This window comes from Streptomyces sp. NPDC029014 (assembly GCF_055564695.1).
On sequence record NZ_JBVHVT010000107.1, the window covers coordinates 1 to 24251 of the forward strand.

20 protein-coding genes are annotated in these 24251 nt (G+C 73.0%); 4 read left to right on the top strand and 16 right to left on the bottom strand.

The genetic code is table 11. The features are described 5' to 3' along the window. Positions 1–105 precede the first annotated feature (105 nt). The 16 genes from ACZ4VL_RS36195 to rsmH all read right to left on the bottom strand — a co-directional run bounded on the left by ACZ4VL_RS36195 (position 106) and on the right by rsmH (position 18244). A complete protein-coding gene (locus ACZ4VL_RS36195; protein WP_468208912.1) occupies positions 106–1317 on the bottom strand; it encodes a DivIVA domain-containing protein in 1212 nt (403 codons plus the stop codon). 82 nt (positions 1318–1399) lie between these two features. Further along, positions 1400–1696, bottom strand: a complete 297-nt coding sequence (locus ACZ4VL_RS36200) for a YggT family protein (protein ID WP_030155988.1) — start codon at positions 1694–1696, stop codon at positions 1400–1402. Between the two features lie 59 nt (positions 1697–1755). Next, positions 1756–2367: a cell division protein SepF gene (locus ACZ4VL_RS36205; protein ID WP_404241692.1), complete on the bottom strand. Its 612-nt coding sequence runs from the start codon at positions 2365–2367 to the stop codon at positions 1756–1758. Positions 2368–2518: 151 nt separating this feature from the next. Then, complete coding sequence (locus ACZ4VL_RS36210; RefSeq protein ID WP_468208915.1) at positions 2519–3238, bottom strand: YggS family pyridoxal phosphate-dependent enzyme; 720 nt, start codon at positions 3236–3238, stop codon at positions 2519–2521. Positions 3239–3241: 3 nt separating this feature from the next. After that, positions 3242–3973 (bottom strand): peptidoglycan editing factor PgeF, encoded by a 732-nt coding sequence (gene pgeF / locus ACZ4VL_RS36215; protein WP_468208917.1) that lies wholly within the window; start codon positions 3971–3973, stop codon positions 3242–3244. Continuing rightward, positions 3970–5178, bottom strand: coding sequence for a cell division protein FtsZ (gene ftsZ / locus ACZ4VL_RS36220; RefSeq protein WP_468208920.1), 1209 nt, complete (start codon positions 5176–5178; stop codon positions 3970–3972). The genes pgeF and ftsZ overlap by 4 nt, the downstream gene beginning before the upstream one ends. Before the next feature lie 280 nt (positions 5179–5458). Next, positions 5459–6391, bottom strand: a complete 933-nt coding sequence (locus ACZ4VL_RS36225) for a cell division protein FtsQ/DivIB (RefSeq protein WP_468208923.1) — start codon at positions 6389–6391, stop codon at positions 5459–5461. 32 nt (positions 6392–6423) lie between these two features. Further along, the gene (murG, locus tag ACZ4VL_RS36230) at positions 6424–7518 is read right to left on the bottom strand and encodes an undecaprenyldiphospho-muramoylpentapeptide beta-N-acetylglucosaminyltransferase (protein WP_361088223.1); all 1095 of its coding nucleotides are present in this window, start codon (positions 7516–7518) and stop codon (positions 6424–6426) included. Positions 7519–7524: 6 nt separating this feature from the next. Further along, a complete protein-coding gene (gene ftsW / locus ACZ4VL_RS36235) occupies positions 7525–8925 on the bottom strand; it encodes a putative lipid II flippase FtsW (RefSeq protein ID WP_468208926.1) in 1401 nt (466 codons plus the stop codon). Between the two features lie 68 nt (positions 8926–8993). Continuing rightward, a complete protein-coding gene (murD, locus tag ACZ4VL_RS36240) occupies positions 8994–10433 on the bottom strand; it encodes a UDP-N-acetylmuramoyl-L-alanine--D-glutamate ligase (RefSeq protein WP_452957225.1) in 1440 nt (479 codons plus the stop codon). Continuing rightward, on the bottom strand, positions 10415–11485 hold the full coding sequence (gene mraY / locus ACZ4VL_RS36245) for a phospho-N-acetylmuramoyl-pentapeptide-transferase (RefSeq protein ID WP_468208929.1): 1071 nt from the start codon (positions 11483–11485) through the stop codon (positions 10415–10417). Before mraY ends, murD begins: the two co-directional genes overlap by 19 nt. Continuing rightward, positions 11482–12909 (bottom strand): UDP-N-acetylmuramoyl-tripeptide--D-alanyl-D-alanine ligase, encoded by a 1428-nt coding sequence (locus tag ACZ4VL_RS36250; RefSeq protein ID WP_468208932.1) that lies wholly within the window; start codon positions 12907–12909, stop codon positions 11482–11484. The genes mraY and ACZ4VL_RS36250 overlap by 4 nt, the downstream gene beginning before the upstream one ends. Further along, on the bottom strand, positions 12906–14639 hold the full coding sequence (locus ACZ4VL_RS36255; RefSeq protein ID WP_468208935.1) for a UDP-N-acetylmuramoyl-L-alanyl-D-glutamate--2,6-diaminopimelate ligase: 1734 nt from the start codon (positions 14637–14639) through the stop codon (positions 12906–12908). Before ACZ4VL_RS36255 ends, ACZ4VL_RS36250 begins: the two co-directional genes overlap by 4 nt. A 48-nt stretch (positions 14640–14687) precedes the next feature. Then, positions 14688–16688, bottom strand: coding sequence for a peptidoglycan D,D-transpeptidase FtsI family protein (locus ACZ4VL_RS36260; protein WP_468208938.1), 2001 nt, complete (start codon positions 16686–16688; stop codon positions 14688–14690). A gap of 90 nt (positions 16689–16778) precedes the next feature. Next, positions 16779–17318: a cell division protein FtsL gene (gene ftsL / locus ACZ4VL_RS36265; protein WP_468208941.1), complete on the bottom strand. Its 540-nt coding sequence runs from the start codon at positions 17316–17318 to the stop codon at positions 16779–16781. After that, complete coding sequence (gene rsmH / locus ACZ4VL_RS36270) at positions 17315–18244, bottom strand: 16S rRNA (cytosine(1402)-N(4))-methyltransferase RsmH (protein WP_468208943.1); 930 nt, start codon at positions 18242–18244, stop codon at positions 17315–17317. The genes ftsL and rsmH overlap by 4 nt, the downstream gene beginning before the upstream one ends. A 343-nt stretch (positions 18245–18587) precedes the next feature. On the opposite strand from rsmH, the gene ACZ4VL_RS36275 reads away from it, so the two are divergent. From ACZ4VL_RS36275 to ACZ4VL_RS36290, 4 genes are all read left to right on the top strand, one after another. Then, a complete protein-coding gene (locus ACZ4VL_RS36275) occupies positions 18588–19136 on the top strand; it encodes a beta-class carbonic anhydrase (protein WP_468208946.1) in 549 nt (182 codons plus the stop codon). Between the two features lie 137 nt (positions 19137–19273). Beyond that, positions 19274–20284 (top strand): AAA family ATPase, encoded by a 1011-nt coding sequence (locus ACZ4VL_RS36280; protein ID WP_468208948.1) that lies wholly within the window; start codon positions 19274–19276, stop codon positions 20282–20284. Next, entirely contained in the window at positions 20284–21654 is a 1371-nt protein-coding gene (locus tag ACZ4VL_RS36285; protein ID WP_468208951.1) for a DUF58 domain-containing protein, read from the top strand. The genes ACZ4VL_RS36280 and ACZ4VL_RS36285 overlap by 1 nt, the downstream gene beginning before the upstream one ends. Beyond that, positions 21651–24107, top strand: coding sequence for a transglutaminase TgpA family protein (locus ACZ4VL_RS36290; protein WP_468208954.1), 2457 nt, complete (start codon positions 21651–21653; stop codon positions 24105–24107). The genes ACZ4VL_RS36285 and ACZ4VL_RS36290 overlap by 4 nt, the downstream gene beginning before the upstream one ends. Positions 24108–24251 lie beyond the last annotated feature (144 nt).

Sequence of the window (24251 nt, forward strand, 5' to 3'; positions counted from 1 at the left end):
CCACCTCTGGGGCAACAACCCCCCCCCCCCCCCCCCCACCCCCCCCCCCCCCCCCCCCCCCCCCCCCCCCCCCCGGCCCGTGGTGACTGACTGCCGACGACGACGTCAGTTGTCGTCCTCGTCGATGAGGAAGCCGCGCATCGGCGACGGCGCCTGCATCGGCTGCGGCGCAGCCGGCCGCACCGGAGCCATCGGCTGCGTCATGGCCGGAGACATCTGCTGCTGCCCACCGTACGACGGCCCACCCATCGGCGAGGGACCACCCATCGGCGACGGGCTGCTCATCGGGGACGGGCCGCCCATCCCCATGGAGCCGGCCGGAGCCATGGACGGCGTCGGCGAGGCCGGCAGCGCCGGACCGGCCGGGTTCCGCGGCGGGGCCAGGGAGTCGTCGGCCTGGGTCTCCAGCTGGCGCAGCTGCGACTCCAGGTAGGACTTCAGACGCGTACGGTACTCGCGCTCGAAGCCCCGCAGGTCCTCGACCTTGCGCTCCAGCGTGGCCCGCGCGGACTCCAGCGAGCCCATCGCGACGCGGTGCTTCTCCTGCGCGTCCCGCTCCAGCGCGTCGGCCTTGGCGCGGGCGTCCCGCTCCAGGCCCTCGGCGCGGCTGCGCGCCTCGCCGACGATCTTGTTGGCCTCGGAACGGGCCTCTGCGATCGCCTGGTCGGCGGTCTGCTGGGCCAGGGACAGGACACGGGCGGCGCTGTCGCCACCGGGGCCCTGCTGGGGGAGCTGCGGCTGCGGCTGCTGCATGGGCTGCATGGGCTGCATCTGCTGCCCCATGGGCTGCATCTGCTGGCCCATCGGCTGCATCTGCTGCCCCATGGGCTGCATCTGCTGGCCGAGCGGGTTCTGGCCGCCCATCGACTGCTGACCACCCATGGTGTGCATGGGGCCGCCCATCGGGCCGGGGCCACCGGGACCCTGCGGGCCGCCCGGGCCGCCCATGGGGCCGGGGCCGGCCGGGAGCTGCGGCTGACCGCCCGGGAGCTGCGGCTGGCCACCCGGCAGCTGCGGCGGACCCATCTGCGGCGGGCCCTGCTGGGCCGGCGGGCCGGATATGGCCGCGGGCACGGGACCGCCGGGGCGCTGGTCCTGGGGTTCCGGCTTGCGCATGCCCTGCTGCTGCTGGTTCTGCGCGGCGGCGCGCGTGGCTGCGGCCAGCTTGGCGCGCAGGTCCTCGTTCTCGCGCAGCAGGCGCGTCAGCTCGGCTTCGACCTCGTCGAGGAAGGCATCGACCTCGTCCTCGTCATAGCCTTCTCGGAGGCGGACGGTCGTGAACTGCTTGTTCCGCACGTCCTCGGGAGTCAGCGGCATGTCTTCTTCACCTCTACGTAGTCGTCGGCAGTCGGCAAGACCGTATCGGGACTGTCCCCGCGCGTGCGGGAAAGCTCATCGTTCACACGCTTCTCGCAGCTGTGCTCACGAAGCTGATGAGGATGTAAACGATGATCATCAGAACGAAGAAGGACAGGTCGAGTGCCACGCCCCCGAGACGCAACGGCGGAATGAACCGCCTGAGAAGCTTGAGCGGCGGATCGGTGACAGTGTAGGTCGCCTCCAGGACGACCACCATCGCCTTGCCGGGTGTCCACGAACGTGCGAACTGGAAGACGTAGTCCATCACCAGTCGGAAGATCAGCACGATGAGGAAGCACATCAGCGCGATGTAGACCACCTGTAGTGCGACGCCCATCCCGCGCTTCCCTCTCCCCTGCTCTCACTCTCGTTCCGCCCCGTGTCTGACGGATCGGTCTAGCTTTGGTTGAAGAACCCGCCCTCCGCGATGCGGGCCTTGTCCTCCGCCGTGACATCGACGTTAGCAGGCGAGAGCAGGAACACCTTCTGTGTCACGCGTTCAATGCTGCCGTGCAATCCGAACACGAGACCGGCCGCAAAGTCGACAAGTCGCTTTGCGTCCGTGTCGTCCATCTCCGTGAGGTTCATGATCACCGGAGTGCCCTCACGGAAGTGTTCCCCGATGGTACGGGCCTCGTTGTAGGTCCGGGGGTGCAGCGTCGTGATGCGGTACGGCTCCCGCTCGGAGACGACCTTGGGCATGATCACGGGGGCGTTCTTCTCCACGTTCGAGCGTTCAGGTGTGATGGATGCCACGGGGGCGATTCGCGCAGGACGTCCACTGTCGACCGGCACGGGGACGGGCTCCCGCTGGGGCGGGGGCTGCACCGCTCGGACCGGCTCTTCCGGGACGGGCGGCTGGTGCACGGGCTGCTGCTGGCGCCGGCGATCCCGCTCCGGTTCCGGCTCGGGTTCGAACTCGTCGTCGGGGTCGTACCCCGGGTTGTCGTACCGGTCGTCCTCCACGAGGCCGAGGTAGACCGCCATCTTGCGCATCGCGCCGGCCATTCTCTGAGTCCTCCGCTCTGTGGTGGATCGCCCTGTCGCAGGTGTGTCGCTGTGTCACCAAAGTCACCAACTGCCCGCGATCCACGTGGTCTGTCCGCCCTCCAGCGGCAATGACCATATTTTCTGCTGTGGTCCGACTTTCTTCGCGACGTTACCCGAGCCGGGGTCTCGCGCCGAGTACCGCAGTGCCGACGCGTACATGTGTCGCACCGGCCGCAACGGCCTCTTCCAGGTCTGCGCTCATCCCGGCCGACACCATCGTGGCAGCCGGATGGTCCGCGCGCAGGCGGGATGACAATTCCACCAGCCGCTCGAAAGCGACCCGTTCGCGCCCTGCGTAGGGACCGGCCAGCGGAGCCACGGTCATCACGCCGTCGATCCGCAGTCCCGGCGCCCCGGCCACGAGGTCCGCGAGTTCGGCGAGCTGTTCCGGGGCGGCGCCGCCGCGGTCGCCGCGCTCCCCCGACTCGGCGTCGAGGGCGATCTGCACAAGGCAACCGAGCTCCCGCCCGCCCTGCTGCGCCGCCGCGGAGAGCGCGGTGACCAGCCGGGGCCGGTCGACCGACTGCACCACATGCGCATATCCGGCAACGGAACGGGCTTTGTTGGTCTGCAACTGGCCGACGAAATGCCAGGTGAGCGGCAGATCCGCGCAGGCCGCCGCCTTGGGGGCGGCGTCCTGGTCACGATTTTCCGCAACATGACGGACACCCAACTCCGCCAGCAGTCGTACGTCGCTCGCGGGGTAGGTCTTGGTGACGACGATGAGCGTCACCTCGTCCCGCGCACGCCCCGCGGCGGCACAGGCGGAGGAGATGCGCTCCTCCACCCGCGCGAGGTTCTCCGCGAGTTCCGACTTACGATCCGTCATCAACTAGTCCAACCAGACATATCCGGCAAGCCGCCCGGTCACCCGGTCGCGGCGGTACGAGAAGTGGTCCCGCGACTCCAGTGTGCAGACCGGCGAGCGGTGCCTGTTCACCACCCCCGCCTCGGCGAGCTGGGCGTGCACCCCGGCGACCACGTCGACGGCGGGGGTCCCCCAACTCGTCTCGGCCCGGGCCGCCGGGACGACCGCGGCCACCTCGTCGCGCATGGCGGCGGGCACCTCGTAGCAGCGGCCGCAGACCGCCGGGCCGGTGCGGGCGATGATCCGCCCCGGCTCGGCCCCGAGCGAGACCATCGCCTCGACGGCGGCGGGCACCACTCCGGCGACCAGCCCGGGCCGCCCGGCGTGGGCGGCGCCGGCGACCCCGGCGACGGGGTCGGCCAGCAGCACCGGAGTGCAGTCCGCGGTGAGCACCGCCAGGGCCAGGCCCCGGTCGGCGGTCACCACCGCGTCCACCTCGGGGACGGCCGCGCCGCGCTCCCAGGGTCCGGTGACCACGGCGACGTCCTTGCCGTGGACCTGGTTCATCCAGACCACCCGGTCCGGCTCGACGCCCAGGGCCCCGGCCGCGATCGCGCGGTTCGCCAGAACGGCGGCCGGGTCGTCTCCGACCGCGCCGCCGAGATTGAGCTCCTCGTACGGAACGGCGCTCACCCCGCCCCACCGGTCGGTGAAGGCGAAGTGGGCGCCGTTCTCCTCGTGCTGCCCCAGCGTCACTTCAGGAAGTCCGGTACGTCCAGTTCCTCGGCCGGGCTGTCCTGGTAGGGACGGGCCGTGGGGACCTGCGGCGCCGGGGGCGCGACCTCGACCGGGGCGACCGGCTCGACCGGGGCCGGGGGCTCCTCGCGCGGGGTCACGGTGCCGAGGCCGCCGAAGGCCGGGCGGACCGGCTCGGGGGCGCGGACCGGGGTCGGGGCCGGCTCCTCGCGCTTGGTGGAGGCGGCGCCGATGACGTTGTCGCGGCGGGCCGGCGGCTGACCGCCGTCGAAGCCGGCGGCGATGACGGTGACGCGCACCTCGTCGCCGAGGGCGTCGTCGATGACGGCACCGAAGATGATGTTCGCCTCGGGGTGCGCGGCCTCGCTGACCAGCTGGGCGGCCTCGTTGATCTCGAACAGGCCGAGGTCGGAGCCGCCGGAGATGGACAGCAGGACGCCGCGGGCACCGTCGATGGAGGCCTCCAGGAGCGGCGAGGAGATCGCCATCTCGGCGGCGGCCACCGCGCGGTCGTCGCCACGGGCCGAGCCGATGCCCATGAGGGCCGAGCCGGCCTCGGACATCACGGACTTGACGTCGGCGAAGTCGAGGTTGATCAGACCCGGGGTCGTGATGAGGTCGGTGATGCCCTGGACGCCGGAGAGCAGGACCTGGTCCGCGGACTTGAAGGCGTCCAGGACCGAGACCTGGCGGTCCGAGATGGACAGCAGCCGGTCGTTGGGGATGACGATGAGGGTGTCGACCTCTTCGCGGAGCTCGGCGATGCCGTCCTCCGCCTGGTTGGCGCGGCGCCGTCCCTCGAAGGTGAACGGGCGGGTGACCACGCCGATCGTCAGGGCGCCGAGCGAGCGCGCGATGTTGGCGACGACGGGGGCGCCACCGGTGCCGGTGCCGCCGCCCTCGCCCGCGGTGACGAAGACCATGTCGGCCCCCTTGAGGACCTCCTCGATCTCCTCGCGGTGGTCCTCGGCCGCCTTGCGACCGACTGCGGGGTTGGCTCCGGCGCCGAGGCCCCGGGTGAGTTCGCGGCCGACGTCGAGCTTGACGTCGGCGTCGCTCATCAACAGGGCCTGGGCGTCCGTGTTGATGGCGATGAACTCGACGCCTTTGAGACCGACCTCGATCATCCGGTTGATGGCATTGACACCACCGCCGCCGACACCGATGACCTTGATGACTGCGAGGTAGTTCTGCGGTGCTGCCACGTCGAAGGCCTCTCGCCTCGAGTTACGTGTCGTCGCTTCGCGGGCCTGCGCTGCGACGACTGATGCCGAAATGTGGGACGGTCCGAACGCGCCGACCCGAACCCTAACCCTGAAGTTTAGGGTTAAGTATGTGCCTGTTCCCTGGACTCTTCCGAACAGGACACTAAGTCGACAAGTAGCGCGTGTTCAACGAACACGCCGAACCTCCCGTTTTTCTTTTCACCCTATGTGATCACCCGTATCGGTGGCCAACCAGGGTGCGTCGCCGCGCGACCCGACGTCAACTCCCGGACACCGCAGGGGCGGTGGGGACGCTCACGTCGAAGTGGCCAGCCCCGGGTGCGGCTTTGAGCAGAGCGGTCAGCGCGCGCCCCTTCGCCTCCCCCTGCTCCCCGCTCCCCCACACGACCGTGCGGCCCCGGGTCAGCTCCAGGACGATCGCGTCGTACGAGCCCACCTTGACCTGCACCGTCTCCTTGGCGACCGGCTCGGGGAGGTCGCCGGCGACGCCCACGGCCTCGCGCAGCAGCCGCTGCTCGTCGAAGCGGCGGCCGCCCGGCGACCGCGCCGCGTCCAATGCGAGGAGCGGTACGCCGCCGGGTGCTTTCGCAACCGTGTCGAATCGGACGCCCGAAGCGTCCACTTCCACGAAGTTGGCGTCCTTTTTGATGAGCAGGACGGGTTTGCGTTCCGTCACTTTGAGACCGATTCCGCGGGGCCAGGCCCGGACCACATCGACCGAATCGACGCGGGGCAGCCGTTCGCGCACGCGCTGCGCGATCTCGTCGGTGTCCACGGCCACGAGCGGGGCGCCGACCGGCACGGCCGCGGCGGTCAGGACCTGTTCGGAGGTCAGCACCTGCGTTCCGCTGGTGGTCACCTTCTCGATCCGCAGCCACGCGGACCCGTAGAGCACCCAGCAGACGCCGCCGGCGAGCAGCGCGGCGGCCGAGGCGACGACCACCAGGCGGCCCCGGCCGCGCAGCCGCCGGACGAGGCGGAGCACACCGGGGCCCGGCGCGGACGCGGCCTTGGCGGTTTTGGCGACCCTGGCGGGCTTGGCGCCCTTGGCCGGCTTCGCCGCCTTCGGCTGCTTCGGTGCCCGGGGCGGCTTCGGTGCGGCGGGCGGCTGGGGAGAGCCGGAGCCCTTGCCCTTGCGGGCGGGCCGGTCGGAACCGGGTGTCCCGCGCTGTGCGGTGTTCGCTCCGGCCACTCCTGTGCCTCCTGCGTCTGCGCTGTACCGCCTCAGCGGTTCCGGTGGGCGGCGATCGCCTCGTGCACCATCGCGACCAGCAGCTCGTCGGCGTCCCGGCGGCCGAACTCGGAGGCGGCGCGGGACATCTCGTACAGGCGGTGCGGGTCGGACAGCACCGGCAGGACGTTGCCGAGCACCCAGTCGGGCGTCAGCTCCGCGTCGTCGACGAGCAGGCCGCCGCCGGCCTTGACCACCGGCTGGGCGTTGAGCCGCTGTTCGCCGTTGCCGATCGGCAGCGGGACGTACGCGGCGGGGAGCCCGACGGCGGAGAGTTCGGCGACGGTCATCGCGCCCGCGCGGCACAGCATCATGTCGGCGGCGGCGTACGCGAGGTCCATCCGGTCCACGTACGGTACCGGGACGTAGGGCGGCATCCCGGGCATGTTGTCGACGTGCGGCATTTCGTTCTTCGGACCGACCGCGTGCAGGATCTGGATCCCGGAGCGCTGGAGGGTCGGGGCGACCTGCTGCATGGTCTCGTTGAGACGGCGGGCGCCCTGCGAGCCGCCGGAGACGAGCAGCGTCGGCAGGTTGGGGTCCAGGCCGAAGGTGGCGCGGGCCTCGGGGCGGGCCGCGGCCCGGTCCAGGGTGGCGATGGTGCGGCGCAGCGGGATGCCGACGTAGCGGGCCCCGCGGAGCTTGCTGTCGGGCGTGGAGACGGCGACGGCGTGCGCGTAGCGCGAGCCGATCTTGTTGGCCAGGCCGGGGCGGGCGTTGGCCTCGTGGACGATGATCGGCACGCCGAGCCGCTTGGCCGCGAGGTAGCCGGGCAGGGCCACGTAGCCGCCGAAGCCGACGACGACGTCGGCCTTGGTGCGCTCCAGGATCTCCTCGGCAGCCTTGATGGTGCCGCGCAGTCGCCCCGGGACGGTGATGAGCTCGGGGGTGGGCTTGCGGGGCAGCGGGACCGCGGGGATCAGGCCCAGCTCGTAGCCGCGCTCGGGCACGAGACGGGTTTCGAGCCCGCGCTCGGTGCCGAGGGCGGTGATGCCCACGGAGGGGTCCTGCCTGCGCAGGGCGTCCGCGAGGGCGAGCGCGGGCTCGATGTGGCCGGCGGTCCCCCCACCGGCGAGTACGACATGCACCGAAATTCACCGCTCTCCGGACGGACGCCTCTTGACGCGCCGTCTCATCGACTTCCATCTCTGCCCGGTCCGCTTCCAGCCCGACTTCGGCTGGCGCATCGCGAGCGCCGCACGCGCGGCCGGCTCCTCCCGCGCGAAGGCGATGAGCAGTCCGACCGCGAACATGGTCGGCAGCAGGGCGGAGCCGCCGTACGAGAACAGCGGGAGCGGGACTCCGGCGATCGGCAGCAGGCCGAGCACCGCACCGATGTTGATCACGGCCTGGGCCGTGATCCAGGTGGTCACGCCTCCCGCGGCATAGCGTACGAAGGAGTCCTCCGTGCGTCCGGCCACGCGGATACCCGCATAGCCTAGAGCCGCGAACAGGGCGAGTACCGACAGCGTCCCTGCCAGACCCAGTTCCTCCCCGGTGATGGCGAAGATGAAGTCGGTGTGGGCTTCCGGCAGTTGACCCCATTTTTCCACGCTGGCCCCCAAACCGGAACCGAACCATCCGCCCGAGGCGAGGGCGTAGATCCCGTGTACGGCCTGCCAGCAGAGGTCGTTTTTGCCCGGATCCGTCGCTCCGAGGCAGGCGAGCCGGTCCATGCGGTGCGGGCTGGTCCTGATCAGCAGTGCGACGATCACACCCGCGAAGGCCAGCACCGCCACGAAGAGCCGGGTGGGGGCGCCGGCGAGCCAGAGCAGGCCGAACAGGACGGCGCCGAGGATCATGGCGGTGCCCATGTCCCCGCCGAGCATGATCAGCCCGAGCAGCAGGAAGGCCACCGGCACCAGCGGCACCAGCAGGTGCTTCCACTGGGTCAGCAGGCCCTTGTCTCCCTTGCGGGCCAGCAGGTCGGCGCCCCACAGGATCAGCGCCAGCTTGCCGAACTCGCTGGGCTGGAGCATGAACGGTCCGCCGAGGGAGATCCAGTTCTGGTTGCCGTTGATCGACACCCCTATCCCGGGGACCTGCACCAGGACCATCAGGAACAGGGTTCCGGCGAGCACCGGGTAGGACAGCGCCCGGTGCAGCTTCACGGGCATCCGGGAGGCGACGAGCAGCAGCCCGGTGCCGATCAGGGCGGCCACGAACTGCTTCTTGAAGAAGTAGGCGTCGCCCAGCCCCAGCTGGAGCGCTTTGATCATCGAGGCCGAGTAGACCATCACCAGGCCGAGCACGGTGATGAGCAGGGAACTGCCGAAGATCAGGTAATAGGCGGTGAGGGGTCGGTCCCAGGCCCGGCGCAGCTGCCGCTGGGTGCGCCTCAGCCGGGTCAGCGGCCCGCCCCCGGCGGGCCGCCGCGCTCCCGGGACCGGCCGCCTGCGGCCCTGCACCTTGACGGCCCGCAGGCCCTTCAAGGGCCCCGCGGCGGCCTTCCCCGCGGACGGCCGCCGCCCGGGCAGCACCTGCTTGGCCGGCATCTGTGACCTTCCCCTCCACTCGTACGCGGCGGGCGGCCGCCCGGTCGGAGAGCAGGCTCCTGCCCGGCCTAGGCGCTTTCGGCGGCCAGTTCCCGCACCGCGTCCGCGAAGGCGTCCCCGCGCTTGTTGTAGTTCGCGAACATGTCCATCGACGCACAGGCGGGCGCCAGCAGGACCGTGTCGCCGGGTTCGGCGAGCCGGGCCGCTTCCCGGACCGCCGCGAGCATCGCCCCAGTGTCGGTCCGGTCGAGGTCGACGACCGGGACATCGGGGGCGTGTCGCGCCAGCGCCTCGGCGATGAGCGCGCGGTCGGCGCCGATCAGCACCGCGCCGCGCATCCGTGCGGCCGACTTCTGCACGAGTTCGTCGAAGGTCGCGCCCTTGGCGAGGCCGCCGGCGATCCACACGACGGGCTCGTACGCGGCCAGGGAGGCCTCGGCGGCGTGGGTGTTGGTGGCCTTGGAGTCGTCGACGTACGCGACCCCGGCGACCTCGTCCACGTACGCCACCCGGTGCGCGTCCGGGCGGAAGTCGCGCAGCCCGTCGCGGACCGCGCGCGGCGGGACGCCGAAGGCGCGGGCCAGGGCCGCCGCGGCGAGCGCGTTGGCGATGTTGTGCGGGGCCGGCGGGGTGACGTCCGAGACCTCGGCGAGCTCCTGGGCGTTCTTCTGCCGGTTCTCGACGAAGGCGCGGTCGACGAGGATGCCGTCGACGACGCCGAGCATGGAGGGGCCGGGGGCGCCGAGGGTGAAGCCGATGGCGCGGCAGCCCTCCACGACGTCGGCCCCCTCCACGAGCCGCTCGGTGGCGGGGTCGGCGACGTTGTACACGCAGGCGACCGTGTTGCCCTCGTAGATCCGGCCCTTGTCGGCGGCGTACGCCTCCATCGAGCCGTGCCAGTCGAGGTGGTCCGGCGCCAGGTTGAGGACGGCCGCCGAGTGGGCGCGCACGGAGGGCGCCCAGTGCAGCTGGTAGCTGGAGAGCTCGACGGCCAGGACGTCGTACTCCTCCTCGCCGAGGACGACGTCGATGATCGGGGTGCCGATGTTGCCGACGGCCGCGGTCCTCAGGCCGGCGGCCTTCAGGATCGAGGCGAGCATCTGGGTCGTGGTGGTCTTGCCGTTCGTCCCGGTGATCGCGAGCCACGGGGCGGGCGTGCGCCCGGGGCGGGACCCGCGCAGCTGCCAGGCGATCTCGACGTCGCCGACGACGTCGACGCCGGCCGCCGCGGCGGCGGCGAACAGCGGGCTGTCCGGCTTCCAGCCGGGCGAGGTCACGACGAGGTCGGTGCCCTTCGGCAGCGTCTCGGCGTCGCCGAGGCGGACGGAGACGCCGAGGTCCGCGAGTTCTGCGGCCTTGGCGCGGTGTCCCTCGCCGTCCCCGCCGTCCACGACGGTGACCGATGCGCCGAGGCCGGCCAGGGCGCGGGCGGCGCTGATGCCGCTCACGCCGAGACCGGCGACGGTGATGTTCATGCCCTGCCAGGGGGTCACTTGTCGGCTGCCCATCCCGCGTAGAAGAGTCCGAGGCCGACGATCACGCACATGCCCTGGATGATCCAGAAGCGGACCACCACGAGCACCTCGGACCAGCCCTTGAGTTCGAAGTGGTGCTGCAGCGGCGCCATCCGGAAGACGCGCTTCCCGGTCAGCCGGAACGAGCCGACCTGGATGACCACCGAGAGGGTGATGAGCACGAAGAGGCCGCCGAGGAGGGCGATCAGGAACTCCGTGCGGGAGCAGATCGCCAGGCCGGCGAGCGCGCCGCCGAGGGCCAGCGAGCCGGTGTCACCCATGAAGATCTTGGCGGGCGAGGTGTTCCACCACAGGAAGCCGAAGCAGGCGCCCATGAGCGCGGACGCCACGACCGCGAGGTCGAGCGGGTCGCGCACCTCGAAACAGGCGTTCGGGTTGGTCAGGGTCGCCGCGTTGGCGCAGGACTCCTGGAACTGCCAGACGCCGATGAACGTGTAGGCGCCGAAGACCATCACGGCGGCGCCGGTGGCCAGGCCGTCCAGACCGTCCGTCAGGTTCACGCCGTTGGACATGGCCAGGATCATGAACAGCGCCCAGACCACGAACAGGACGGGGCCGATCGACCAGCCGAAGTCGTTGACGAACGACAGCTTCATGGAGGCCGGGGCGAGCCCGCGGGCGTCCTTGAACTGCAGCGCCAGCACGGCGAAGGCGATGCCGACGATCAGCTGGCCGGCCATCTTGGCCTTGGCCCGCAGACCGAGCGAGCGCCTCTTGACGATCTTGATGTAGTCGTCGAGGTAACCGACGAGGCCCATACCGGCCATCAGGAACAGCACCAGGACACCGGAGAGCGACGGCGACTGGCCGGTCAGCACCTTCGTCAGGGCGTACGCGATGAGCGTGGCCAGGATGAAGGAGATACCGCCCATGGTGGGCGTGCCCTTCTTCCCGAGGTGGCCGCGCGGGCCGTCGTCGCGGATGAACTGGCCGTAGCCCTTGCGGGCCAGCAGCTTGATCAGCAGCGGGGTGCCGATGACGGTGAGGAACATACCGATGACACCCGCGAACAGGATCTGCCTCATCGGCCGGCGACCTCGCCCTCGGCGCCGTCGAGCAGCGCCTGAGCGACCCGCTCCAGGCCGATCGACCTGGAAGCCTTCACCAGCACGACGTCACCCGGGCGCAGTTCACTGCGCAACAGGTCGATCGCCGCCTGCGCGTCGGACACGAGCACCGACTCCTCACCCCACGAACCCTCGTTATAGGCGCCCAGCTGCAGCCAGGACGCTTCCCTGCCCCCGACTGCGACGAGCTTGCTCACGTTGAGCCGGACGGCAAGCCGTCCCACCGCGTCGTGCTCGGCCAGCGCGGCGTCGCCGAGCTCGGCCATGGGACCGAGCACCGCCCACGTGCGCCCCCCGTTCGCCCTGGCGGAGCCGCCCATGGCGGCCAGCGCGCGCAGTGCGGCCCGCATGGACTCGGGGTTCGCGTTGTAGGCGTCGTTGACGACCGTGACGCCGTCCGCTCGCTCGGTGACCTCCATCCGCCACCGGGACAAGGTGCCCGCTCCGGAGAGCGCGATGGCGATCTCGTCGACGGACATGCCCAGCACGTGGGCGACGGCGGCCGCGGCAAGCGCGTTCGACACGTGGTGCTCACCGTACAGGCGCAAGGTCACTTCGCCGCACCCGGTGGGGGTGTGAAGTGTGAAGGAGGGCTGTCCGGCAGGTGTCATCCGGACCTCCGACGCTCGTACGTCGGCGTCCTCGGCCTCGCCGAAGAGCAGCGTGCGGGCCTCGGTGCGGGCGGACATCGCCCGGACCAGGGGGTCGTCGGCGTTGAGGACGGCGACTCCGCCGTCGGCCGCGGCGGGCAGGGCCTCGACCAGCTCGCCCTTGGCGACGGCGATCTGCTCGCGGCCGCCGAACTCGCCGATGTGGGCGGTGCCGACGTTGAGCACGACGCCGATGCGCGGCGGGGTCAGGCCGGTGAGGTAGGCGATGTGCCCGATGCCGCGGGCGCCCATCTCCAGCACCAGGTGCCGGGTTTCCGCGGTGGCGCGCAGCGCGGTGAGCGGCAGGCCGATCTCGTTGTTGAGGGAGCCGGGGGTCCACACGGTGGGCGCGTGGGCCTGCAGCACCTGGGCGATGAGGTCCTTGGTGGAGGTCTTGCCGGCGGAGCCGGTCAGGGCCACCACGTCGGTGCCGAGGCGCTGCACGACGGCCCGGGCGAGGGCGCCGAGCGCCTTCTCGACGTCGGGGACGACGATCGCGGGAACGCCGACGGGCCGGGCGGCGAGGACGGCCGCCGCACCGGAGTCGACGGCCCCCTTCGCGTACTCGTGGCCGTCGACGTGCTCGCCCGCGAAGGCGGCGAACAGGCTGCCGGCCTCCACTTGGCGGGAGTCGATGACGACGGGCCCGGTGATCCGCACGGACGGATCCGGTATGTCGTGGGGCCGCCCGCCGGTGATGTCGGCGATCTCGGCGAGGGAAAGGGCGATCACTGGTTCACCTCGGCCTGGGGAACGTTCACGTCGTGCTGCCGCGCGGCGCGGTCGCGCGCGGCCTGTGCCTCGATGGCGGTGCGGAGCACCGCGCGGTCGTCGAAGGGGCGTACGACACCGGCGGTGTCCTGGCCCTGCTCGTGGCCCTTGCCTGCCACCAGCACGGTGTCACCGGGCTCGGCGCGCGCCACGGCGGCGGCGATGGCCGCGGCCCGGTCGGCGTCGACGAGGACCGTGCCGCGCTCCTCGGCGGGCACGGAGACCGCGCCCTCGAACATGGCGGCGAGGATCTTCAGGGGGTCCTCGGAGCGCGGGTTGTCGGAGGTCAGGACGGCGGTGTCGGCGAACCGGGCCGCCGCGGCGCCCATCGGGCCGCGCTTGGTGGTGTCGCGGTCGCCGCCGCAGCCGAGCACGATGTGCAGCCGGCCGGCGGTGACCTCGCGCAGCGCCCGCAGCACCGATTCGACGGCGTCGGTCTTGTGCGCGTAGTCGACCACGGCAAGGTACGGCTGCCCCGCGTCGACCCGCTCCAGGCGGCCGGGGACGCCGGGGACCGCGGCGATGCCGTCGGCGGCGGTCTGCGGGTCGAGGCCGGCGGCGGCGAGGGTGGCGATCGCGGCGACGGTGTTGGCGACGTTGAACGGGCCGGGCAGCGGGGCCCTGGCCGACACGCGCTCCCCGTTCGGGCCGAGCACGGTCAGGGTGGAGTCCATGTGCCCGAAGACGACGTCCTCGGCGCGCCAGTCGGCGCCCGGGTCGCCGGCGGCGGAGAAGGTGACGACCGGGATCGCCGACTCCTCGGCGAGGCGGCGGCCGTACTCGTCGTCGACGTTGACCACGCCCAGGCGGGCCCGGCGCTCGGTGAAGAGCTGGGCCTTGGCCTGGAAGTAGTCCTCCATGTCGGAGTGGAACTCCATGTGCTCCGGGCTCAGGTTGTTGAAGACGGCGACGTCGAAGACGCAGCCGTCGACCCGGCCGAGCACCAGGGCGTGGCTGGAGACCTCCATGGCGACGGCCTCGACGCCGCGTTCGCGCATGACGGCGAACAGGGCCTGGAGGTCGGTGGCCTCGGGGGTGGTCCGCTCGGACTTGATGCGCTCGTCGCCGATGCGCATCTCGACGGTGCCGACCAGTCCGGTGGGGCGGCCCGCGCCGCGCAGCCCGCCCTCGACGAGGTACGCCGTGGTGGTCTTGCCGGAGGTGCCGGTGATGCCGATCTGGAGCAGGCCCTCGCCGGGGTGGCCGTAGATCGCGGCGGCGAGCTCGCCCATCCGGCCGCGGGGGTCCGCGACGGCGAGCACCGGCAGGCCGGTCGCGGCGGCGCGCTCGGCGCCCGCCGGGTCGGTCAGCACGGCCGCGGCGCCGCGGGAGGCGGCCTGGGCGGCGAAGTCGGCACCGTGCATCCGGGCGCCGGGCAGGGCCGCGTACAGGTCACCGGGGCGCACGGCACGGGAGTCGTGCGTGATCCCGGTGATCAGCGGGTCCGACGGCGCGGGCGCGGCGGCCGGGTCCACCAGGGCCGCGAGCTCCCGGAGCGGGGTCGGGCGGGCGGTCGTGGGCCGCGGCGCGCCCGGCGGCGTTGCCGGGGCGTCGTGCTGGGTGGTTCTGGGCTGATCAGCGTGGGGCACGGCGGTGAGCGTACCGGGCGCGGCGGGCCGGTCGCGAAGCGAGGGCCCGCCCGGGACGGGGCCGGAGGGCTGGTTCCCGGGTTTCGGGGTGATCGTTGTCACTGGTGGTGCCTCACGGGTCTGCGGGACGGGACGGGCGGGCCGGGCGGGTCACCGGCCGGGCTGCGGGGAGTTCTGGGGGGTGGCCCGGGGGCCGGGTTCGTAGGTGACCGGGAGGCCTGCGGGTGCGCTTCCGGTGGGGGCTACCTGGAGGGTCTTGAGGGCGAACTCCATGACCTTCTTGTAGATGGGGCCGCACACCTGGCCGCCGAAGTAGCTGCCCTTGGTCGGGTTCTGGACGGCGCAGTAGACGGTGATGCGGGGGTTGTCGGCGGGGGCGAAGCCGGCGAAGGACGCGGTGTATCCCTTGTAGCGGCCGGTGGCCGGATCCACCCGGTTGGACGTGCCCGTCTTGCCGCCGACGCGGTAGCCGGGGATGCGGGCCTTGGTGCCGGTGCCCTCCTGGTCGTCGACGACGGACTCCAGCATCTCGGAGAGGGTCCTGGCGGTTTCCCTGCTGATCACACGGGTCTGCTCGGGGGCCGGGGCGGGGGTGAAGCGGCCGTCGGGGCCCTTGGTGCCGCGGACCAGGGTGGGCTCGATGCGGACCCCGCCGTTGGCGATGGTGGAGTACACGGAGGCCGCCTGCATGGCGTTGAGGGACAGGCCCTGACCGAAGGGGATCGTGTACTGCTGGGAGGTCGACCAGGCCTCTGGGCGGGCGAGGATGCCGCGGGACTCGCCCGGGTAGTTCAGCCCCGTCGGCTGCCCGATGCCGAACTTGGTCAGGTACGAGTACAGGACCTTGTTGGCCTCGGGCTGGGTGGCGCCGAGCTGGCCGGTGGCCAGGATGGTGCCGATGTTGGAGGACTTGGCGAGGACCCCGTTGAGGGTCAGGTACCAGGTCGGGTGGTCGATGTCGTCCTTGAACAGCCGGTCGCCGCGGTGGAGCCGGTTCGGGACCTCGACGCGGGTGTCGGCGGTGGCCTTCTTCTCCTCCAGCACGGCGGCCATGGAGATGACCTTGGCCGTGGAGCCGGGCTCGTACACGTCCTGGAGGGCCGCGTTGCCCATGGCGGCGGAGCTGGCCCGGCTGAGGTCGTTGGGGTCGAAGCCGGGGGCGTTGGCCATGGCCAGTACCTCGCCGGTGCGGGTGTCCTGGACGACGACGTAGCCGCGGTCGGCCTCGGACTTCTGGACCTGCTCGGTGATGGCGCTCTGCGCCGCCCACTGGATGTCCCGGTCGATGGTCAGCTCGACGTCCTCGCCGGGCACGGCGGGCTTGCCGCTGGACCCGGCGGTGGGCACGCGGCGGCCGCCGGACTGGGCGTAGGTGATGGTGCCGTCCTTGCCGGCCAGCTTCCGGTCGAGGGCGGACTCCATGCCGCCGGCGCCCTTGCCCTCGGCGTTGACGTAGCCCAGTATCCCGGCGGCCAGGTCCCCGCCCGGGTACACCCGCTTGCTGCTGTCCTCGTTGAACACGCCGGCCAGGACGTTGGCGCCGGGGCCGTTGTTCCGCTTGTCGGCGGTGGCCTTCTCGGCGAAGACCCGCTTGAGGTCCTTGATCTGGTTCCAGACCTGGGGGGTCTGGCGGCGGGCGAGGACGACGTAGCGGGTGTTCCTGGTCTTCAGCCGGGCGGTGAGCTCCCCGGCGTCGGCGTTCAGGATGGGCGCGAGGAGGGCGGCCGCCTGCTCGGGGGCGTCGGGCGCCTTGCTCTCCTGCGGGGTGAACATCTTGGGGTCGGCGGTGATGTCGTACGCGTCGACGCTGGTGGCGAGGGCGACGCCCCTGCGATCGGTGATCTCGCCGCGCTCGGCGGCCAGGGTGTAGCTGGCGAAGCGGTTCTCGGAGGCCTTGGCCGAGTAGGTGGCGGCGTCGACGGCCTGTACCTGGAGCAGCCGTACGACGAAGGCCAGCATCACGAGGGCCAGTCCGACGCCGACCAGCCGCAGCCGGGGCCGCGGGTTGCCGAGCCGGATCGTGTGCGGGGTGCGGCCCGCGGGGGGCCGGCGGGTCGCGGGGCGGGTGCCGGGCCGCGGCCGGTCGGTGCTGCCGGGGCGGGGCCGTCCGGGGCCGGGCACCTTCCGTCGCGGCGGCTCCTGCGGGCTCACCCGGCCACCTCCGGGTGCCGCGGCTCCGGCGCGCCGGGGCGGGGGGATCGCGGGGCGGGGAGGGGCCCCGGAGGGGTCCGGGTCACGACGTCACCTGCCTGGGTTCGGGGTGGGCTGGGGCCCGGGCCGGGGGGCGGACGCCGCCGGGCCCGGCGCGGCGGGGGCGTTCGGCGGGGGCGGGCTCTGCGCCGGCGCGCCGGCCGGCGCCGCCGGGGTTCCGGACGCGGCCGGGGGTGCGGCGGGGGGCGTGGCCGGCGGGGCGACCGGCGTGGGGGACTCCGCGACGGCGGCGGTTCCGGTGACCTTGCCGTCGGGGCCGACGAAGACGGGGCTGCCGCCGGGGACCATGCCCAGTTCCTGGGCGCGGCGCTGGAGCGCGTCGGGCGCCGAGTAGGCGTCGACGTCCCGCTGGAGGGCCTGTTCCTCGTCGGTCAGCGCGGTGGTCTCCTTCTTCAGCCGGGACAGCTGGAAGGAGCCCTCGTTCAGGGCGGAGTTCAGCAGCAGCAGGCTGATCAGGCCGCCGGCGAGCAGCGCCACCACGAGCAGGACGAACGGCGTGCGCGCCGCCTGTCCCGCCGCGGGGCCGCGCAGTCGTCCCGGTCCCGCCGGCCCGGCCCCGCCCCTGCTCACGCGTTCGCCTCCCGGATCCGCTCCACTCCGCGGAAGCGGGCCGGGGCGGCCCGCCGGTTCTCGGCGATCTCCTCCTCGGTGGGCAGTTCGGCGCCGCGGGTGAGGAGCTTCAGCTTCGGCAGGTACTTCTCGGGGACCACCGGCAGGCCCGGCGGGGCGGTGGAGGCGGCCCCGGCGGCGAAGACCTGCTTGACGAGGCGGTCCTCCAGGGAGTGGTAGGAGAGCACCACGATGCGGCCGCCCACCGCGATGCGGTCCACGGCCGCCGGGACGGCCCGTTCCAGGACGGACAGCTCGCCGTTGACCTCGATGCGCAGCGCCTGGAAGGTGCGCTTGGCCGGGTTGCCGCCGGTGCGCTTGGCCGCCTGCGGCAGGGCGTCACGGATCAGCTCGACGAGCCGGGCGCTGTTGGTGAACGGCTCCTTCGCGCGCTCGCGGACGATCGCCGAGACGATCCGCTTGGCCTGCTTCTCCTCGCCGTACTGGCGCAGGATCCGTACGAGCTCGCCCGGCGGGTAGGTGTTGAGCACCTCGGCGGCGCTGGCGCCGGTCGTCTGGTCCATGCGCATGTCCAGCGGCGCGTCCTGGGCGTAGGCGAACCCGCGGTCGGCCTCGTCGAGCTGCATGGAGGAGACGCCGAGGTCGAAGAGGATGCCCTGGACGGTCGGGATGCCGAGGCGGTCCAGTACGTCGGGCAGTTCGTCGTAGACGGCGTGGACGAGGGTGGCCCGGTCCCCGAAGGGGGCCAGTCGCTCGCCGGAGAGGCGCAGGGCCTCCTTGTCGCGGTCGAGGCCGATCAGACGGGCCTCGGGGAATCGGGTCAGCAGGGCCTCGCTGTGGCCTCCGAGGCCGAGGGTGCAGTCGACGACGACGGCCCCCGGCTTCTGGAGCGCCGGGGCCAACAGGTCCAAGCACCGCTGGAGCATTACCGGGACGTGTCGGGACTCGCTGGTCAAAGCGCCCTCTCAGATAACGGCGCGGCAGGCATACGCCGCGCCGCGCACGCGGAGTGTTACCAGGGGGCCGGGCGGCCGGTCAGGGCCGGGCTCCGGCCGGTTCGCGCCACTTTAGTGCACTGCCCCGCGCGGTCAACGAACCGCCCGCGCGCGCCGTAGCGGCTGTCCCCCGAGGAACCCCCGAAAGCCGCGAATCACCCGAACGGGCGCCCCCTGCCCACTCCTGTGGGTTAGCTCACAACAAGACTGGTTGACCTTCTTTGTCCACCCTCACTCCATGCCACGACCAGCGGTGACCACTAACGTCGTATGCATGACGACTTCCGCATCCCTGCCCGCAGACTCCGCCGAACTGTCCGCCGGCGGGTCCGTCACCGATCAGCTGGTAGCGGCGAACCGCAGGTATGCCGCGACCTTCCAGGACCCGGGCATGGACGCCCGTCCGGTGCTCCGCGTCGCCGTCGTGGCCTGCATGGACGCCCGCCTCGACCTGCACAAGGCGCTCGGCCTGGAGCTGGGCGACTGCCACACGATCCGCAACGCCGGCGGCGTCGTCACCGACGACACGATCCGCTCGCTCACCATCAGCCAGCGCGCCCTGGGCACCCGCAGCGTCATACTCATCCACCACACCGGCTGCGGCCTGGAGAGCCTCACCGAGGACTTCCGGCACGAGCTGGAGGACGAGGTCGGCCAGCGCCCCGCCTGGGCCGTCGAGGCCTTCCGGGACGTTGACCAGGACGTTCGCCAGTCCATGCAGCGGGTCCGCACCAACCCCTTCCTCCCCCACCGCGACGATGTGCGAGGCTTCGTCTTCGACGTGCACACCGGGCTCCTGCGGGAGATCGTTCCGGCCTCGTGAGTGACACAGCCCCGTGACGCCGTCAACAATGCGGGGATGACGCCGCCCGGAATCCCGTCCGGGCCGGCGTCCGTGTTGGGGTGGGCCGTCACGCGCGAAGGACGTCGGCCCTACCGGAAAGGGCCGAGGAGTACCAGGTGACGACGTATGACGACAGAGCGAGCCTCACGGATCTGACGAGCACGGCCGAGCGCGTGCGCGACTCGGTCGAGACCGTGATCGAGGGCAAGCCCGAGGTCGTGCGGCTCGCGCTGACCGTGCTGCTCGCCGAGGGCCACCTGCTGATCGAGGACGTGCCCGGCGTCGGCAAGACCATGCTCGCCAAGGCCCTCGCCAAGTCGATCGACTGCTCGGTGCAGCGCATCCAGTTCACGCCGGACCTGCTGCCCTCCGACATCACCGGTGTCAGCATCTACGACCAGCAGCGCCGCGAGTTCGAGTTCAAGCCCGGCGCGATCTTCGCCCAGATCGTCATCGGCGACGAGATCAACCGCGCCTCGCCCAAGACCCAGTCCGCGCTGCTGGAGTCCATGGAGGAGCGGCAGGTCACCATCGACGGCACGACCTACGCCCTGCCGAGCCCCTTCATGGTGGTCGCCACCCAGAACCCGGTGGAGATGGAGGGCACCTACCCGCTGCCCGAGGCCCAGCGCGACCGCTTCATGGCCCGCGTCTCCGTCGGCTACCCGAACCCGGACGCCGAGCTGCAGATGCTCGACGTGCACGGCGGGCTGTCGCCGCTCGACGACCTGCAGGCCGTCGCGCACGCCCACGACATCACCAAGCTGATCGACGCCGTCCGCGACGTGTACGTGGCCGAGCCGGTCAAGCGCTACGTCGTCGACCTGGTCTCCGCCACCCGCAGCCACCCCGACCTGCGCCTGGGCGCCTCGCCCCGGGCCACCCTGCACCTGCTGCGCGCCGTGAAGGCCTCGGCGGCCCTGTCCGGCCGCGACTACGTCCTGCCCGACGACGCCCAGGCCCTGGCCGGCCCGGTCCTCGCGCACCGGCTGCTGCCCACCGCGCAGGCCCAGCTCAACCGGCGCACCGCCGAGCAGGTCGTCCAGGACATCGTGCAGCGCACCCCCGTCCCGGCCGCCCGAGGCCGCGGCGACATACCGCCCGCCGCGGGCGTCCGGGGCTTCTGATGGGTGCCGGTGCCCCGCGCGGCGCCGGCGGCGTGAGCCAGGGTCCGGGGCGGGGCGGGCTGCGCGCCTCGCTGGCGGGGCTGACCACCCGCGGCCGGTCCTTCCTGGCCGCGGGGACCGCCGCCGCCCTCTGCGCGTACGTGCTCGGCCAGGGCGAACTGCTCCGGGTCGGGCTGCTGCTGGCCGCCCTGCCGCTGGTCTGCGTCCTCGCCCTGCACCGCACCCGCCACCGGGTCACCGGCAGCCGCCGGCTCACCCCGGTCCGGGTGCCCGCCGGCGCCGAGGCCCGGGTGCAGCTGCGCGTCGACAACGTTTCCCGGCTGCCCACCGGACTGCTGATGCTGCAGGACCGGGTCCCCTACGTGCTCGGGCCCCGCCCCCGCTTCGTGCTGGACCGCGTCGAGCCGGGCGGGCGCCGCGAGGTGTCCTACCGGGTCCGCTCCGACCTGCGCGGCCGCTACCCGCTGGGCCCGCTCCAGCTGCGGCTGACCGACCCGTTCGGGCTGGTCGAGCTGACCCGCTCGTTCAGCACGTACGACCTGCTCACCGTCGTCCCGCGGACCGAGGAGCTGCCGGCGGCCCGGCTGACCGGCGAGACCTCCGGCTACGGCGACGGCAGCCGCCGCGCCCTGGCCCTGGCGGGCGACGACGACGTGATCCCGCGCGGCTACCGTCGCGGCGACGACCTGCGCCGGGTGCACTGGCGCTCCACCGCCCGCTACGGCGAGCTGATGGTGCGCCGCGAGGAGCAGCCGCAGCGCAGCCGGGCCACCGTGCTGCTGGACACCCGGGCGGTCGCCTTCGAGGGCGCCGGCCCGGACTCCGCCTTCGAGTGGGCCGTTTCGGCGGCCGCCTCAACCCTGGTGCACCTGCTGGAGCGGGGCTTCGCCGTGCGGCTGCTCACCGACACCGGGAGCGCGGTGCCCGGCGAGGGCGGCGGCTTCTCCTCCGGCGGCTCGGAGTCCGCCGAGGCCTCCGGGCTGATGATGGACACCCTCGCGGTCGTCGGTCACTCCGACGGCGCGGGCCTCTCGCGCGCGTACGACGCCCTGCGCAGCGGCGACGGCGGCGGAGGCGGCACGGGTGCCGGCGGCGACGGGCTGCTCATCGCCTTCCTCGGCGACCTGGACGACGTACAGACGGAAATGGCGGCGAAGATGCGCGGGCGCAGTGGGGCCGCGGTGGCCTTCGTCCTGGACCCGGACGGCTGGGCCGGGCGCCCGGGCGGTCGGGCGGAGGAACGCCTGCACCGGCTGCGCGAGACGGGCTGGACGGCGCTGGCCGTGCCGCCCGGCGCGGCGTTCGGTGACCTGTGGCGGCAGGCCGGCAGTGCACCGCTGGGTGCGGAGACCTCGGGAGGCCGGTCATGAGCGGGCAGGCGCGGCTGACGCTGTTCGCGGCACTGGCGACGCTGATGACCTCGTGGTCGCTGGCCGCGCTGGTGGAGTCGTCGGGCTGGCTGCTCCAGGCGGGCCTGCTGCTGGCCGTGCAGAGCGGGGTGGGTGCGGCGGCCCGACGGGTGCCGATGGCGCGCTGGCTGACCGTGGCCTGCCAGGCCTTGGTGTCGCTGCTGGTGCTGGTCTTCCTCTTCGCGGGGAAGGGCGAGTCCACCGGCACCGGGCCGATGGCCTACCTGGTGACGGACGTCGGCGCGTTGTTCCGGCGCGGCCTGCAGGACGTGGCCGAGTTCGCGATACCGGCGCCGCTGACGGACGGCATCCGGCTGCTGCTGCTGGCCGGGGTGCTGCTGATCGGGCTGCTGGTGGACCTGCTGGCGGTGACGCTGCGCAGCGCCGCGGCGGCCGGGCTGCCGCTGCTCGCCCTGTACTCGGTGGCCGCCGGGCTGTCCGGCGGCCAGCGGGGCGCCTGGTTCGCGTTCCTGCTGGCCGGCGGCGGCTACCTGGTGCTGCTGCTGGCCGAGGGCCGGGACCGGCTGGCCCAGTGGGGCCGGGTCTTCGGCGCGGCTCCGCCCGGGCGGGTGTCGGCGGCCTCCGGGTACGGGGGCGGCGCGGGCTCGGGCCAGGCGGTCTCCCCCGTGCGCACGGGGCGGCGGATCGGCGCGGTGGCGCTGGGCGTCGCGCTGGCGGTCCCGGCGGTGCTGCCCCCGCTCGGCGGCGGGCTGCTGGCCCGCCAGGGCGAGGCCGAGGCCGGCGGGAACGGGGTCGGCGGGACCATCTCGGCGGTCAACCCGCTCGTCTCGCTGCAGGGCAGCCTGAACGCGCAGGACAACCGGGTGGTGCTGAAGTACCGCACGGACAGCCAGCAGTTGAGCGACCAGTACCTGCGGATCCTGGCCCTGGACGAGTTCAACGGCGTCAAGTGGGAGGCCTCGCCGCGCGCCCTGACCGACGTGCCCGAGCGGCTGCCGGTCCCGCCCGGCCTGAGCGAGCAGGTCCGCAAGAACGCCGTCGAGGTCCGCACCAACCTCTCCGCGGCCGACACCTACGCGCAGCGGTACCTGCCGATGCCGTACCCGGCGACGTCCGTGGACATCCCCGGCAAGTGGCGGTTCGAGCCGGTCGGCCGGACCCTCGTCGGGGACCAGCTGGGCAAGGACCGCTACCAGAACGTCCAGGGCGCGGTGTACCAGGTGCGCAGTCTGCTGCTGCGGCCGACGGCGGCGCAGCTGAAGGCCGCCCCGGAGGCGGACCGGGCGGTCCGCGAGGAGTACACGAGGCTGCCGGACAACCTGCCGCCGGTGGTCGCGGAGACCGCCCGCCAGGTCACCAGGGGCGCGAAGGACGACTACACGCGCGCGGTGGCCCTGCAGGACTTCTTCGCGGTGAGCGGCGGGTTCCGCTACGACACGAAGGTGGCCTCGGGGACCGGCCCGACGGCCATCGCCCGGTTCCTGGAGGACAAGGAGGGCTTCTGCGTCCACTTCGCCTTCTCGATGGCGGCGATGTCGCGTTCGCTCGGCATCCCGGCGCGGGTGGCGGTGGGCTTCACCCCGGGCGAGCGGCAGGCGGACGGCAGCGTCAACGTGACCATGCGGGACGCGCACGCCTGGCCGGAGCTGTACTTCGAGGGCATCGGCTGGACCCGGTTCGAGCCCACGCCGCGGCAGGGCATCAGCCTGCCGGACTACTCGCGCACCGACCGGCCGGCGGCCCAGCCCTCGGCCCCGGCCCCGCTGCCGTCGCAGAGCACGGCGCAGCCGTCGGCGGAGCCGTCGAAGGCCGACGCCTGCCCGCCGGAGCTGAAGAAGCTGGGCGAGTGCGGCGGCGCCGCACCGCAGCAGAACGCGGGCGGCGGGGGCGGCGGCCCGTCGGTGACGGCGGTGCTCGGCTGGACGGGCGCGGTGCTGGCGCTGCTGGCCGTGCCGCTGCTGCCGCTGCTGTGGCGCAGCCGGGTCCGGGCCCGGCGGCTGGCCGCCGACGGAGTCCTGCCGGCCTGGCAGGAGTTGGGCGACGCCGCCTGGGACGTGGGCATCGCCCCGGACGGGGCCCTGTCGCCGCGCCGGGCCGCGTCCCGGCTGGTGGAACTGGGCCGGCTGGAGCCGGAGGCCGCGCAGGCGGTGCACCGGGTCGCCGGGGCGGTGGAGCGCGCGCTGTACGCCCCGCCCGGCGCGGACCCGTACCGGCCGGCGCAGGACGTGCTGCTGGCGCGGACCGCGCTGCTGGCCGGGGTGGGCCGGCTCGGCCGGCTGCGGGCGCTGCTGCTGCCGCGCTCCGCGGTCCGGTTGCGCTGGGCGGCCGAGGCGCGCCGCGACGCCTGGGCGGAGGCGGTCCGCGACCGGGCGGCCGGACTGGCCCGGCTGGCGGCGCGCGTCCCGCGGCCGCGGCTGCGCCTGCCGCGCCTGCCGATGCGGGACCGCGGCTGAGGCGCGGCGGTACGTGAAAACGCCGGCGGGGGGGGGGGGGGGGGGGGGGGGGGACCGTGGGGGGGGGGGGGGGGGGGGCGGGGGGGGGGGGTGGGGGGGGGGAGGGGGGAAGGGCGAAGCCTTCACGCAAGAAAAAACATAGAG